The following is a 13491-nucleotide window of genomic DNA, read 5'->3' on the forward strand; positions in this document are numbered from 1 at the left end:
TGCACAAAGTTGTTTTTTATTCGCTTGTAGGGACACGCTGCGTGTGTCCGGATTTCAACCTATTGGAATAATTTGATTTTTATAAACGACACACACAGTGTGTCCCTACATTCCGTTAAAATGTCTATTTTGTGCATTTGCTACATAATACCGTTTTTTCACAAAACTCGGCTAATCTCACCGCTTGCATAAGGGCTAATGCCCGCTTAACACTTTTGCCGGCTCGAGTTTCGCCGCTCGGACGGCAGGATAAAGGCTGGCGAGCAGGCTAAGCACCAGCGTGGCAAGCAGCACCCATACAATGTCCAGCCAATGAATTTCACTTGGCAGAAAATCAATAAAATAGATACCGTCAGAGAGTAGTTTCACCTCAAAAAAGCGTTCAACCCCTTGAATGATGGCAGTTAAATTAAGTGCGGTCAGTACCCCCAGCACAATGCCGCATACAGCCCCTTTCATTCCGGAAATCAAGCCGTACCAAAGGAAAATATGCCGAATAAAGCGATTATTCGCCCCAAGGGTTCGTTGAATGGCAATATCGCCCTGCTTATCTTTCACCGCCATTACAAGTGTTGAAATAATATTAAAGCAGGCAACGCCGATGACCAGCACCATTGCGATATACATTACCGTGCGGATCAACTGAATATCGTTGTACATATAGCCAAACTTTTCGATCCATTTTTGTAGGTAAAGAGGCTGTGGGTAATCCGCTAATGCCTGAAACGTCAGTTGATTGATTTCCAACGGTTTTTTAACCGCCATTTCAATCCCCGACACCTGATCCGGCTGATATTCAAGCAGTTCTTGCGCCGTTTGCAACGGCAATAAGGCGTAGCTGTGATCGAGCTGACCGTCCAAACGCAAAATACCGCTCACTGTTTGCGTAAAACGCAATGGCTGAGTTAAATTGCCGTCATCACTCGGCTGTGGCAGCAGTAAGGTAACATCATCGCCGACCTCAATTTCCAACGCCCGTGCAATACCTGCCCCCAAAATCAGCCCGCCTTGTTGTTGAAACTGCTGCCATTGGCTCGCTTCAATAAATTGATTGAGCCGACTGACCTGCATCTGTTTACTCGGCTCAATCCCTTTGACTTGGGCAATTTTGAGCTTAGCGCCGTTTTCAATCAGCGCAGTAAAGCTGACAAACGGCGAACTTGCCACAATATCTGGGTTATCGGCAAGGCGCTGCGCTAACTCGGTATAGTGTGAAATCGGCTGCGGCTCGCCATTGTCATAACTCAATAACTCGGCGTGCGGCACAACGGAGAGTACCCGCTGGTTCAGCTCCCGCTCAAAGCCGTTCATTGCACTTAAACCGATAATTAGCACCGCAACGCCAAGGGCAATACCGACACTGGAAAACAGTGAAATCAGCGACACCAAGCGGTTTTTTTGCTGACTGCGTTGATAACGCCAGCTAATAAAAAAGGGAGTATTCATTAAACGCCCTCACGCAATACGCCGTCTTGCATCAGTAGGCAGCGGTTAAGTTTATTGGCTAAATTAAGATCGTGAGTTACCAACAAAAACGCAATCTGTTGCTCTTGGTTAAGCTGACTAATCAGCTCAAAAATGCTTTCAGTGGTCTTTTGATCGAGATTACCGGTCGGCTCATCCGCCAACACTAATGCCGGCTGATTAACCAGCGCCCGAGCAATCGCCACCCGCTGCCGCTCGCCGCCCGATAGGGCTGACGGGCGGTGTGCAATACGATGAGATAATCCGACCGCTTGCAACATTTTTTCCGCCCGATCTTTTGCTTCGGTTTTGTTCTGCCTGCCAATCAGCATCGGCATCATCACATTTTCTAAGGCACTGAAATCCGCCATTAAATGATGAAATTGATAAACAAAGCCCAAATGCTGATTTCGCAATTTTGCCAACGCATTGCTGCTTAATTGTTGCAGCGACTGCCCTTGGATAAACACTTCGCCGCTAGAAGGTTGATCTAAACCGCCAAGGGTATGTAACAAGGTGCTTTTTCCCGAACCGGAGCTGCCGACAATCGCCGCCAGCTCACCACAGTTCATTGAAAAAGAAACATTTTTTAGAATTTGAGTGGCGTTCTCGCCCTCTTGATAAGATTTGCTGAGATTCACACAGCGGAGCAATTCGGTTTTGGTCATAATCGGCCTCAAAAAAGGTTATCGTGCTATTTTGCAAAAATAACCCTTTCGGATCAAATTACTTTTAAATTTTGTGAAGTAAATCACTTTTTTGCAAGACAAAACCGCGCGATTCCTTTAGTATATAGCCGTTTTTTCACATTAAATCTCAACTTTTTAGAGGATATTAAAATGGCAAAAATCGTTAAAGTGATTGGTCGTGAGATCATCGACTCTCGTGGTAACCCAACCGTCGAAGCGGAAGTTCACCTTGAAGGCGGCTTTGTCGGCTTGGCGGCTGCACCGTCCGGCGCATCAACCGGTTCTCGTGAAGCGTTAGAATTGCGTGACGGCGATAAAGCCCGTTTCTTAGGTAAAGGCGTATTAAAAGCCGTTGCTGCGGTGAACAACGACATTGCACAAGCTATCTTAGGCAAAGATGCGTCTAACCAAGCAGAAATCGACCAAATTATGATCGACTTAGACGGCACGGATAACAAATCAAAATTCGGTGCAAATGCCATCTTAGCCGTCTCTTTAGCGAATGCCAAAGCGGCAGCGGCATCAAAAGGTTTACCGCTTTATGCACACATTGCCGAACTCAACGGCACACTGGGCGTGTACTCTATGCCGTTACCGATGATGAACATCATCAACGGCGGCGAGCACGCAGATAACAACGTGGATATTCAAGAATTTATGATCCAACCGGTTGGTGCAAAAACCTTAAAAGAAGCGCTACGCATTGGTGCAGAAGTATTCCACAACCTTGCAAAAGTATTAAAAGCGAAAGGTTTAAATACCGCGGTAGGTGATGAAGGCGGCTTCGCACCAAACCTTGCCTCTAATGCCGATGCGTTAGCCTGCATTAAAGAAGCAGTTGAAAAAGCAGGCTATGTGCTAGGTAAAGACGTAACCTTAGCAATGGACTGTGCTTCTTCCGAGTTCTACAATAAAGAAACCGGTCAATACGAAATGAAAGGCGAAGGCAAAACCTTTACCTCACAGGAATTTACCCACTACTTAGAAGGGTTATGCAAAGAGTATCCGATCGTGTCTATCGAAGACGGTCAAGACGAGTCTGACTGGGAAGGCTTTGCTTACCAAACTAAAGTGTTAGGCGATAAAGTACAATTAGTCGGCGACGACTTATTTGTTACCAACACCAAAATCTTAAAAGAAGGGATTGAGAAAGGCATTGCCAACTCTATCTTAATCAAGTTCAACCAAATCGGTTCATTAACTGAAACCTTAGCGGCAATCAAAATGGCGAAAGATGCCGGCTACACTGCTGTCATTTCACACCGTTCAGGCGAAACCGAAGATGCGACTATCGCTGATTTAGCAGTAGGTACGGCAGCAGGTCAAATCAAAACCGGTTCAATGAGCCGTTCAGACCGTGTTGCAAAATACAACCAACTTATCCGCATTGAAGAAGCATTAGGCGATAAAGCACCGTTCAACGGCTTAAAAGAAGTGAAAGGTCAAGCATAATCGTTTACCGATTAAATCAAGCCACCAACTTTGGTGGCTTTTTTGCACGACAAAAAGGACATACAATGCTATATTCCGTAATTGATGATCATCTCCATATTGGCAGCCCTTACCGCACCGGCGCACACTCCACGCAGCACGAACATCTGGTGGTAATGTTTGAAGATGACGGCGAAACGGGCTTCTTTTATGCAATGGATCTGCACCAAACCACCCAACCGGTAGTTGACAGCCTATTTGTCTATCGGGTCAGCGACATTGAACAGCACACCCTAAAAGAACCCCGCCGCTTACAAATTTGCTGGTCGGAAGACGGCTATACCGCCTTTTTAATGATCAACGAATACCCACACGCCGTCTTCGATTTCAGAGCGTTTATCGGCTATAACCGCACCAAGCTCCCCGACATCGAATTAGGCAGTATGTGGCAACATAAAGAAACGACTCCCGCCCTTGTTGAACAGTGGTTTAGGGGATAATACGCATTACAAGCGGTCAGTTGAGAAATATTTTTGCAAATTTCCCATCGGAACACACCGCTTGTTTATTTCTTTTTTTGAAGAAATGCACGCATTAGGGTAAAATCCAAACTTATTTTATCATTCATAAGACAAGCCAATGACAGCGCAACTTTCTCTCGATCATATTTCAGCACTTGCCGATAAGGATATGCAAGCGGTCAATACTGAAATTCTCGCCCAACTTAATTCCGATGTGGTTCTGATAAACCAGCTCGGGCATTATATTATTAGCGGCGGCGGCAAGCGCATTCGCCCTTTAATTGCAGTGTTGGTGGCGCGAGCGTTGGGTTATGAGGGCAATCAGCATATCACTTGCGCAGCCTTTATTGAATTTGTCCATACGGCGACCCTTTTACACGATGATGTGGTGGACGAGTCGGCAATGCGCCGTGGCAAAGAAACCGCCAATGCCCGTTTTGGGAATGCGGCAAGTGTGCTGGTCGGCGATTTTATTTATACCCGAGCCTTCCAAATGATGACGAGTGTCGATTCCCTTGATGTGCTGAAAGTGATGTCGGCAGCAACAAATGTGATCGCTGAGGGCGAAGTGCAGCAGCTAATGAATGTGAACGATCCCGATACGACCGAAGAAAACTATATGGGCGTAATTTACAGTAAAACCGCTCGCTTGTTTGAGGCGGCAACCCATTGCGCCGCCTTAGTTGCCGAGGCTAATCCGGCTCAAATTGCGGCGTTGCAGGATTACGGTCGTTATCTCGGTACGGCATTTCAGTTAATTGACGATATTTTGGATTACAGTGCCAATGCGCAAAAATTAGGCAAAAATATTGGGGACGATTTGGCGGAAGGCAAGCCGACCCTGCCGCTTTTACACGCAATGCGTAACGGTAATCCGCAACAGGCTGCCTTAATCCGTGAAGCAATTGAGCAAGGCGGCAAACGGGAAGCGTTACCGGCAATTTTGGCGATTATGGCGGAGCATCGTTCCCTTGATTATGCGATGCAGCGAGCCAGACAAGAGGCACAAAAAGCAGTCAATGCGCTCGCGATTTTACCGCAGAGCGAATATAAATCCGCACTGGAAGCCTTAGCCTATTTGTCGGTGGATCGCAGCTACTAATTTTGTTCACAAAAACAGGGGGGTGTATGAAAATAGGCGTTGTACTGACTCTTATCAGCTTCGCAATACCGGTGTTGGCACAAACGGCTAAACCGGAAAAATTAGCGCTCACCCAGCATCAACTCAAGCAAAAAAGCAGCGATAATCCGAGGCAGATTTACGAGCCTAATGTCAGCAATAAGGTAGGCGGTCGTCCGCTTTATATCAGCGATAGTCAAGGTAATATTACCCCCTATCAACTTGCGACGGCGGGCGACAAGCATATCTATCGGCATCCGGATAATAAAGCAATCGCTTCCGCGCAGTCTGAACAACAACGTTTTAAAATGACCTATCATTCCGATACGCAGCATTTGGAAACGATGAAATGCCATAAACAAGGCTTTAACCGTGAGCATTGTGAATACACGCCGAAGGGCAGCCGATTTAACCAGCTTCGGGACTAATGGTTCCGATATTTTATAAACAGAGTGATTACCACCATTTATGACAACCAAAAATCCTATCAAGAAAACCCGTAAGGGCAAAGATCCGAACGCCCCTTTTGTACGGGAAAAACTGACACTCCCAAACGGGCATAATAAATTATTGCTACACTCGTGCTGTGCGCCGTGTTCGGGCGAAGTGATGGAAGCGATCCACGCCTCCGGCATTGACTTTACGATTTATTTCTACAACCCGAATATCCACCCACTCAAAGAGTATTTAATCCGCAAGGAAGAGAATATCCGCTTTGCTGAAAAATGGGGCATTCCGTTTATTGACGCTGATTACGACCGCCAAAACTGGTTTGACCGTGCCAAAGGTATGGAAGACGAGCCGGAGCGGGGCATTCGCTGTACAATGTGCTTTGATATGCGTTTTGAAAAGGCGGCGCAATATGCCCACGAAAACGGCTTTCCAGTCTTCACCAGTTGCCTCGGTATTTCCCGTTGGAAAGATATGAACCAAATCAATGGCTGTGGACATCGGGCTGCGGAAAAATACGATGATGTCGTCTATTGGGATTACAACTGGCGCAAAGGCGGCGGCTCGCAACGAATGATTGAAATCAGCAAGCGTGAACGTTTTTATCAGCAGGAGTACTGCGGTTGCGTCTATTCCTTGCGGGACACTAACCGCTGGCGTGAAGCAAACGGTCGCCAAAAAATTGAAATCGGCAAACTCTATTATTCCGCCGATTAACAAGCGGTGAGATATGGCATAATTTTTGCAAACATAACTTGAGGAAACGAAAATGGACTTTTGGCAAGGCTTCATCATTATTACCAGTATTCATATTTTAGCGGCAATTTCGCCGGGGCCGGATTTTATCTATGTGTCCCAGCAAACACTTAGTCGTGGGCGAACGGCGGGGCTAATTTGCGCACTGGGCGTTGGCTTAGGATTCGGCATACATATTTTATATTCCGTGCTTGGTTTAGCGGCAGTGATTGCTTCTGCGGCTTGGCTACTGACCGCAATTAAAATTGTCGGTGGGGCTTATTTAATTTACCTTGGCTATCAAGGCTTAAAAGCAAAAGCGAAAAAAGATGTAGTGGAAATCAGCGCACAGCAGGTTGAGCCGGAATCTTCGCTCAAAACCTTATGGAAAGGCTTTCTTTGCAACTTGCTTAATCCCAAAGCCCCTGTTTATCTCGTTTCTGTGTTTACGGTGGTACTTTCACCGGAGATGCCGATGTGGCAGCTCAGTATTTACGGCGTATGGATGATGCTTTTACTGTTTTTATGGTTTGCAACGGTAGCATTTTTGCTTTCCATTCCATCTGTCAACAGCCGATTTCAGAAAGCTGGACATTGGATCGACCGTATTTTAGGTGGTCTAATGGTCGGATTGGGGATTAAAGTGATTTCGAGTTAAGCTAGCTGCCTAGCTAAAATAAGAACAAGCGGTTAAATTTCAATCGATTTTAACAAATAAAGAGGAATACAATAATGACACAATTTGCAATGGTTTTTCCGGGGCAAGGTTCTCAAGCAATCGGAATGTTGGCAGATTTAGCACCGCTCTACCCTGTGGTTAAACAGACGTTCCAACAAGCCAGCGAGGTGCTGGGCTACGATTTATGGGATTTAGTCCAAAACGGCACGGCGGAAGCCTTAGGGCAAACGGAACGCACACAACCGGCATTATTGGCGGCATCGGTTGCGTTGTTCCGCATTTGGCAACAAAAATTCCCTGCGCAACAACCGTCCGTAATGGCGGGGCATAGTTTAGGCGAATATTCCGCCTTGGTTTGTGCCGGCGTGTTGGATTTTCAGCAGGCGATCAAATTGGTCGAACTGCGTGGGCAGCTGATGCAACAAGCCATGCCGGCGGGAACAGGAGCAATGTATGCGATTATCGGCTTGGATAATCAGCCGATTATTGATGCCTGTGCGAACGCAGCAGCGGAAACGGGCGAAGTGGTGTCGGCAGTAAACTTCAACTCACCGGGGCAAGTGGTGATTGCCGGTACAAAAACCGCAGCGGAACGTGCAGCGGCATTGTGTAAAGAAGCCGGGGCGAAACGAGCATTGCCGCTGGCGGTGAGCGTGCCGTCCCACTGTGCGTTGATGAAACCGGCGGCAGAAAAACTTGCTGCCGTGTTGCAAAAAATCAGCCTCAACCCACCGCTTGTCAATGTGATCAACAATGTTGACGTAGCGGTTGAGAAGGATCTGGAAGCGATCCGTGATGCGTTGGTGCGTCAGCTTTACAGCCCAGTTCGCTGGACGGAAACAGTGGAAAAAATGGCTGAACAAGGTATCACAATGTTATATGAAATCGGGCCGAATAAAGTGCTGACGGGCTTAACCAAACGCATTGTGGCAGATTTATCCGCTCAAGCGGTCAATGATGTGCCGTCCTTTGAAGCCGTTTCATTCTAATTCAAAATTAAGGAGAAAAAATGCAAAAAATCGCACTGGTTACGGGTGCAACCCGTGGCATTGGTAAAGCTATCGCACAAGAGTTGGTTGAGAAAGGCGTTTTTGTGATCGGAACAGCCACTTCAGAAAAGGGTGCAGAAGCAATCAGCGCTTATTTAGGCGAACACGGTAAGGGATTAGTGTTGAACGTTACTGATGCCGATTCCATTGATGCCACCCTTGCCCAAATCAAAGCGGAAGCGGGTGAAATTGATATTTTGGTGAACAATGCCGGCATTACCCGTGATAATTTGTTAATGCGAATGAAAGATGAGGAGTGGTTCGACATTATGCAAACCAACCTCACGTCCGTTTACCGTCTATCCAAAGCAATGCTGCGCTCAATGATGAAAAAACGCTTCGGGCGGATCATCACTATCGGGTCGGTGGTCGGTTCAATGGGTAATCCGGGGCAGACTAACTATTGTGCGGCAAAAGCAGGGTTAATCGGTTTTTCCAAATCGTTGGCAAAAGAAGTGGCGTCCCGCGGCATTACGGTAAACGTGGTCGCACCGGGCTTTATTGCAACGGATATGACCGATGAATTATCGGACGAACAAAAACAAGCGATTTTAAGCCAAATTCCGGCGGGGCAGTTAGGGCAGCCGAAAGACATTGCCAAAGCAGTTGCATTCTTAGCTTCTGACGATGCCGCTTATATTAACGGCGAAACCTTGCACGTCAATGGCGGTTTATATATGCAATAATCTCAACAAAAGTTTGTTGGCGACCGAATTTTACTCGTGTAAAATTCGGTTTTTTCTTTCTCGGTTTTTTGCCAAATCGTATCATTTGGCTATTGACGATTTTTTAATGGATAGTGTTCTTCTCTTAGAAGAATAAATGTTTAACTTACCTTTAGGAATGTGTATGAATAAAAATACGCTTGTTATCGGCTTTATGCTCTTTGCCATCTTTTTTGGCGCAGGTAACCTGATTTTCCCACCGAAGCTCGGCTTGGAAAGCGGGTTGGATTTTTGGTCTTCCATCAGCGGTTTTGTGATTACCGGTGTCGGTTTGCCGCTATTGGGTATTATTGTCAGTGCCTTTTATGAAGGCGGCTATAAAGCCGTGCTGAACAAAGTTCACCCACTGTTTTCCCTGTTATTTTTAATGGCGATTTACTTGGCGATCGGCCCATTCTTCGCTATTCCCCGCACCGCCGCCACTTCCTATGAATTTGCGGTATTACCCTTTGTGAGTGAAGGCAGCTCAACCTACCTGTTTGTTTTCACCGTGATTTACTTCGCCATTGCGCTTTGGTTGAGCCTTAACCCGTCTAAAATGGTCGAACGTATCGGGGCGATCTTAACACCTGCCTTACTACTTTCTATCTTCGCCTTGATTATTGTGTCCGTTTTCGCTTACGCCAACAATACGCCGTTAGCGGTTGATAAAGATAGCAGCGAAGCGTTGTTCGGCGGAATGGTCGAAGGGTATCAAACAATGGACGCTCTCGCTTCCGTTGCCTTTGCCGTTATTGTTCTCTCGGCAATCAAAGCGAAAGGCGTTTCCGGCAAAGCAATGATCAGCCAAACCATTATGGCGGGTTTAATTGCTTCCGTGGCACTCGGCATTATCTACATCGCATTAGGCTGGATCGGTAACCACATTGCCATCGACCAAAGCACCTTAACCCAACTTGCCACAGAAGGTAAAAACATCGGCGCATTTATTTTAAACAAAGCGGCGTCTGATAATTTCGGCATTTTCGGCAGTGCATTGCTCGGTTTAATTGTAACGCTGGCGTGTTTAACCACCACGATCGGTTTGATCGTGTCCGTGTCTGAATATTTTTACGAAGTATTCCCGAAAATCAGCTATAAAATTTATGCAATTTTATTTACCTTAATCGGTTTTATCATTGCGAACCAAGGCTTAAATGTAGTAATCAGCAAATCCGTGCCGGTACTGCTCGTGCTTTACCCAATCACAATGACGGTGATTTTATTACTGTTAGTGAATATTTTCGTCAAAATCCCGCTGCTTGCCCAACGTATTTCCCTCGGCTTAGTCACGATTACCTCCATTTTATCTGTTGCAGGGGTAGAATTTATCAGCCAACTACCGCTGAAAAACTACTCAATGGAATGGCTACTACCGGCAGTCATCGGTTGTGTTGCAGGTTATCTGCTTAACCCTGTGATTGGCGAAAAAGCCTAATCGCCAAGCGGTCGGTTATCTCTCACGTTTTGCAAAAAAAGCAAGTAAACCGACCGCTTACCGTTTAATTTAAGGATTTAAAATGCCGGAATTACCCGAAGTTGAAACCAGCCTGAGAGGGATTGAACCCTATCTGCACGGCGAAACGATCAAACAGATTATCTCCCGCACGGAACGACTGCGCTGGGCGATTTCACCGCAACTGGCGCAAATGCAAGGGGCAAAAATCCAGCGTCTTTCACGTCGTGCCAAATACCTGATTATTCACACCGACCGAGGCGATATTCTCGTTCATCTTGGAATGTCCGGCTCGCTCGGTATTCTGTCCGAGCAACAGCCGAAAGCTATCGGCAAACACGATCACGTGGATTTAATCACTGAAAGCGGCACGATTTTACGTTATAACGACCCACGCAAATTCGGTGCGTGGCTATGGGTAGAAAAGGCAGAAAATGCCGAATTGCTGGCAAAATTAGGCCCTGAACCGCTCTCTGATGCTTTTACAAGCGGTTACTTATACGAGAAAAGCCGCAAAAAAACCGTCGCAGTGAAAAATTTCATTATGAATAATGAGGTGGTGGTGGGCGTGGGCAATATCTACGCCTGTGAATCACTGTTTATGGCGGGTATTCACCCCGACATCGCCGCCCAAAATTTAAGCCAAACCCAATGCGAAAAATTAACTGACGTAATCAAATCGGTATTGCGTAAGGCGATCATTCAAGGCGGCACAACCCTCAAGGATTTTATTCAACCGGACGGCAAACCCGGCTACTTTGCTCAAGTTCTGCAAGTGTACGGCCGCAAAGGCGAAGAGTGCAACGACTGCGGCAATATTATCCAAGCGAAAGTTATCGCCCAACGCAACAGCTACTTCTGCCCGCATTGCCAGCCGTTACCGAAATGATTTTTTATTGATGAAAATGAACATTTGGCAATCTCGCTCGCTGATTACCTGGCTACTCGCGCCGTTTTCGTTGCTGTTTTGGTTGGTTAGCCAACTTCGGCGGCAACTTTATCGTAAAAAAATCCTGCCAACCTACCGTTCACCTATGCCGGTGCTGGTGGTCGGTAATCTTTCTGTCGGTGGAAACGGCAAAACGCCGGTGGTGGTGTGGCTGGTGGAACAATTACAGCAACGCGGGCTGAAAGTCGGCGTGATTTCACGGGGCTATGGCGGGGAAAATCGTGCATTTCCCCAATTAGTGAGAGCGGACAGTTCACCGCAGCAAATGGGCGATGAGCCGGTGTTGATCGCCCAGCGTACCCAAGCTCCCGTGGCAATTTCTCCCGACCGCCGACAAAGTATTGAATTACTGTTAAGCCGATATGACTTGGACATCATCATCACCGATGACGGCTTGCAACATTATCGTTTAGAGCGAGATATCGAATGGGTGGTGGTGGACGGCGAACGCCGCTTCGGCAACGGTTTTGTGCTACCCGCCGGTAGTTTGCGTGAGCTGCCGGGCCGTTTGGCGTCTGTACAAGCGGTGATTTGCAACGGCAAATCTGCAAAAGCCGGAGAACATCAAATGACCCTTACCCCAAGCTATGCCATCAATCTTAAAACGGGTGAAAAACGCACCCTTACAGCCTTTCAACACACATCTTGTGTGGCAATGGCAGGCATCGGCTATCCGCCTCGTTTTTTTACGATGTTAAGTCATTTAGGTATTTCGCTGCAAACCTGTCACGCCTTTGCCGATCATCAAGCCTATCTGCCCGAACAGCTTTCTGCATTGGCAACAAGCGCAATACCGCTATTGATGACGGAAAAAGATGCGGTAAAATGCCAAGCATTTGCGGAAGATCATTGGTGGTATGTGCCGGTTTCTGCCGCATTTAGCCCTGAATCGACCGCTTGTCTGATTGATCCGATTTTAACGTTAGTGAGAACACGAAATGAACGAAAAACTGCTTGATACCTTGGCTTGCCCGATTTCCCATCAAAAATTAGAGTGGGATAAAGCCAATAATCGCCTGATAAGCCCTGCCGCTCAAGTTGCCTATCCGATTGAAAACGGCATTCCGGTATTGTTGCCGGAAAAAGCGGAAGCACTATAAACAATGAGGGACGCCAATGCGTCCCTCTTGTGTTCTACGGCAGATTATCTTGCACGGAAAATAATGCGACCTTTGCTTAAATCGTACGGGGTCATTTCAACGGTTACTTTATCACCGGTTAAAATGCGAATGTAGTTTTTACGCATTTTTCCTGAAATGTGAGCGGTTACAACGTGTCCGTTTTCTAATTCGACACGGAACATTGTGTTCGGTAAGGTTTCTAAAATTGTACCTTGCATTTCAATGCAATCTTCTTTAGCCATTTATTCCTCTTTGTCTGATGAATGTCATTTATTACAGCCGTTTTCGGCAAAACGGGCGATATTATACTCTCACACGGGCGAATTTCAATCATTTACGGCGAAAAGCGCGTCGGCGAGAGTGAAAACGTCGGCTTGGCGGGCGATTTTCCGTTGAAACCGCTTTTAACGGTAAATGTGCAGCCAAATGCGATTTGCGTTTAAACAGGTAAAAGCAACTGACAAACAGACCGCCGGCTAAAAATAAGATAATCAACTCACCGTAGAGCAGGTGAAATAATTCATTGACTTTACTTTGCGTGGTTTGTCCGTATTGCATATCGAAGGTAACCCGCAAAAAGCCGACCAAATTTTGCTGGGCGAAAATCGGCTCGACTATTTGCTGGGTGGACTGATTAGGGCTATCGAATGTGGCTTGTGGCACAAACGGGCGGGCATTTTCGCTTTGGGCAATCAACTGACCGTTTGCCGAGTAGAGATTGGCATCAATCACAAAATCTTCTTTGGCAAAGGTGTCTAAGGCTTCCGTCAATTCATCATTCTTGGCTTTTCTCACCAGCAATAACGAAAATAATTTGGCTTGCTGACGAACCAGTAAATGCGAAAGGTTAGAGACTTGGTTAATGCCGGCGAGTTGCGAGCTGAGTTTAAATTGCCCGATGCCGTTTAAGATCAGCCCGACAATTGCCACGCAGACCACCAAAATCACCGCCATTAAACCGCTTTTTATCGCTTTTTCACGCGTTATATACATAAATGTCCTCTCTTTTAGGCGATAAATTTTAGCCTGTAAATGCGTTGGAGTATAGCCCCGCTTTTTTGGCGACAATCTAGACAGTCGCAGATTATTTTTTTATTATGCGTGCTTTGATTTTTTAACCGAT

The 13491-nt window shown here is 46.5% G+C and carries 15 protein-coding genes and 1 pseudogene; 12 read left to right on the top strand and 4 right to left on the bottom strand.

The features are described from left to right. Positions 1 to 195: 195 nt before the first annotated feature. The gene (gene lolE / locus E4T80_RS04350; protein WP_135055299.1) at positions 196 to 1446 is read right to left on the bottom strand and encodes a lipoprotein-releasing ABC transporter permease subunit LolE; all 1251 of its coding nucleotides are present in this window, start codon (positions 1444 to 1446) and stop codon (positions 196 to 198) included. Continuing rightward, on the bottom strand, positions 1446 to 2132 hold the full coding sequence (lolD, locus tag E4T80_RS04355; protein WP_135055302.1) for a lipoprotein-releasing ABC transporter ATP-binding protein LolD: 687 nt from the start codon (positions 2130 to 2132) through the stop codon (positions 1446 to 1448). Before lolD ends, lolE begins: the two co-directional genes overlap by 1 nt. 171 nt (positions 2133 to 2303) lie before the next feature. Between lolD and eno the strand changes: the two genes are divergently transcribed. From eno to E4T80_RS04415, 12 genes and pseudogenes are all read left to right on the top strand, one after another. Next, entirely contained in the window at positions 2304 to 3605 is a 1302-nt protein-coding gene (gene eno, locus E4T80_RS04360; RefSeq protein ID WP_135055305.1) for a phosphopyruvate hydratase, read from the top strand. Positions 3606 to 3670: 65 nt separating this feature from the next. Next, the gene (locus E4T80_RS04365; protein WP_135055308.1) at positions 3671 to 4084 is read left to right on the top strand and encodes a DUF2251 domain-containing protein; all 414 of its coding nucleotides are present in this window, start codon (positions 3671 to 3673) and stop codon (positions 4082 to 4084) included. Positions 4085 to 4223: 139 nt separating this feature from the next. After that, positions 4224 to 5207 (top strand): octaprenyl diphosphate synthase, encoded by a 984-nt coding sequence (gene ispB / locus E4T80_RS04370; protein ID WP_135055311.1) that lies wholly within the window; start codon positions 4224 to 4226, stop codon positions 5205 to 5207. Between the two features lie 26 nt (positions 5208 to 5233). Further along, a complete protein-coding gene (locus E4T80_RS04375; RefSeq protein ID WP_135055314.1) occupies positions 5234 to 5653 on the top strand; it encodes a hypothetical protein in 420 nt (139 codons plus the stop codon). 73 nt (positions 5654 to 5726) lie between these two features. Then, positions 5727 to 6392: pseudogene (locus tag E4T80_RS04380) on the top strand (epoxyqueuosine reductase QueH); the annotation flags it as partial. Positions 6393 to 6444: 52 nt separating this feature from the next. Further along, positions 6445 to 7068 carry a LysE family translocator gene (locus tag E4T80_RS04385; protein ID WP_135055319.1) on the top strand — a complete coding sequence of 208 codons (624 nt, stop codon included), beginning with the start codon at positions 6445 to 6447 and terminating at the stop codon, positions 7066 to 7068. 74 nt (positions 7069 to 7142) lie between these two features. Continuing rightward, positions 7143 to 8078, top strand: a complete 936-nt coding sequence (fabD, locus tag E4T80_RS04390; RefSeq protein WP_135055322.1) for an ACP S-malonyltransferase — start codon at positions 7143 to 7145, stop codon at positions 8076 to 8078. A 20-nt stretch (positions 8079 to 8098) separates the two neighbouring features. Next, positions 8099 to 8824, top strand: coding sequence for a 3-oxoacyl-ACP reductase FabG (gene fabG, locus E4T80_RS04395; protein ID WP_135055324.1), 726 nt, complete (start codon positions 8099 to 8101; stop codon positions 8822 to 8824). A gap of 163 nt (positions 8825 to 8987) precedes the next feature. Then, positions 8988 to 10280: a branched-chain amino acid transport system II carrier protein gene (gene brnQ, locus E4T80_RS04400; RefSeq protein ID WP_047976058.1), complete on the top strand. Its 1293-nt coding sequence runs from the start codon at positions 8988 to 8990 to the stop codon at positions 10278 to 10280. A gap of 82 nt (positions 10281 to 10362) precedes the next feature. Then, positions 10363 to 11187 (top strand): bifunctional DNA-formamidopyrimidine glycosylase/DNA-(apurinic or apyrimidinic site) lyase, encoded by an 825-nt coding sequence (gene mutM / locus E4T80_RS04405; RefSeq protein WP_135055327.1) that lies wholly within the window; start codon positions 10363 to 10365, stop codon positions 11185 to 11187. Positions 11188 to 11203: 16 nt separating this feature from the next. Further along, positions 11204 to 12205 (top strand): tetraacyldisaccharide 4'-kinase, encoded by a 1002-nt coding sequence (lpxK, locus tag E4T80_RS04410; RefSeq protein ID WP_135055330.1) that lies wholly within the window; start codon positions 11204 to 11206, stop codon positions 12203 to 12205. Beyond that, a complete protein-coding gene (locus E4T80_RS04415; RefSeq protein ID WP_047976056.1) occupies positions 12186 to 12347 on the top strand; it encodes a Trm112 family protein in 162 nt (53 codons plus the stop codon). Before lpxK ends, E4T80_RS04415 begins: the two co-directional genes overlap by 20 nt. A 44-nt stretch (positions 12348 to 12391) precedes the next feature. On the opposite strand, the gene infA is transcribed toward E4T80_RS04415, so the two are convergent. After that, positions 12392 to 12610 (bottom strand): translation initiation factor IF-1, encoded by a 219-nt coding sequence (infA, locus tag E4T80_RS04420; protein ID WP_005712424.1) that lies wholly within the window; start codon positions 12608 to 12610, stop codon positions 12392 to 12394. 88 nt (positions 12611 to 12698) lie between these two features. After that, a complete protein-coding gene (locus E4T80_RS04425; RefSeq protein WP_135055333.1) occupies positions 12699 to 13361 on the bottom strand; it encodes a YtjB family periplasmic protein in 663 nt (220 codons plus the stop codon). Between the last annotated feature and the right edge of the window lie 130 nt (positions 13362 to 13491).

The sequence above is a fragment of the Muribacter muris genome (assembly GCF_004569585.1).
GTDB lineage: Bacteria > Pseudomonadota > Gammaproteobacteria > Enterobacterales > Pasteurellaceae > Muribacter > Muribacter muris.

Excerpts from the sequence above, each read along its gene's own strand:
- E4T80_RS04425 (WP_135055333.1), bottom strand. The coding sequence starts at position 13,361 with ATGTATATAACGCGTGAAAAAGCGATAAAAAGCGGTTTAATGGCGGTG.
- E4T80_RS04365 (WP_135055308.1), top strand. The coding sequence starts at position 3,671 with ATGCTATATTCCGTAATTGATGATCATCTCCATATTGGCAGCCCTTAC.
- infA (WP_005712424.1), bottom strand. The coding sequence starts at position 12,610 with ATGGCTAAAGAAGATTGCATTGAAATGCAAGGTACAATTTTAGAAACC.
- lolE (WP_135055299.1), bottom strand. The coding sequence starts at position 1,446 with ATGAATACTCCCTTTTTTATTAGCTGGCGTTATCAACGCAGTCAGCAA.
- mutM (WP_135055327.1), top strand. The coding sequence starts at position 10,363 with ATGCCGGAATTACCCGAAGTTGAAACCAGCCTGAGAGGGATTGAACCC.
- eno (WP_135055305.1), top strand. The coding sequence starts at position 2,304 with ATGGCAAAAATCGTTAAAGTGATTGGTCGTGAGATCATCGACTCTCGT.
- E4T80_RS04375 (WP_135055314.1), top strand. The coding sequence starts at position 5,234 with ATGAAAATAGGCGTTGTACTGACTCTTATCAGCTTCGCAATACCGGTG.
- ispB (WP_135055311.1), top strand. The coding sequence starts at position 4,224 with ATGACAGCGCAACTTTCTCTCGATCATATTTCAGCACTTGCCGATAAG.
- fabG (WP_135055324.1), top strand. The coding sequence starts at position 8,099 with ATGCAAAAAATCGCACTGGTTACGGGTGCAACCCGTGGCATTGGTAAA.
- E4T80_RS04385 (WP_135055319.1), top strand. The coding sequence starts at position 6,445 with ATGGACTTTTGGCAAGGCTTCATCATTATTACCAGTATTCATATTTTA.
- fabD (WP_135055322.1), top strand. The coding sequence starts at position 7,143 with ATGACACAATTTGCAATGGTTTTTCCGGGGCAAGGTTCTCAAGCAATC.
- brnQ (WP_047976058.1), top strand. The coding sequence starts at position 8,988 with ATGAATAAAAATACGCTTGTTATCGGCTTTATGCTCTTTGCCATCTTT.
- E4T80_RS04415 (WP_047976056.1), top strand. The coding sequence starts at position 12,186 with ATGAACGAAAAACTGCTTGATACCTTGGCTTGCCCGATTTCCCATCAA.
- lolD (WP_135055302.1), bottom strand. The coding sequence starts at position 2,132 with ATGACCAAAACCGAATTGCTCCGCTGTGTGAATCTCAGCAAATCTTAT.
- lpxK (WP_135055330.1), top strand. The coding sequence starts at position 11,204 with ATGAACATTTGGCAATCTCGCTCGCTGATTACCTGGCTACTCGCGCCG.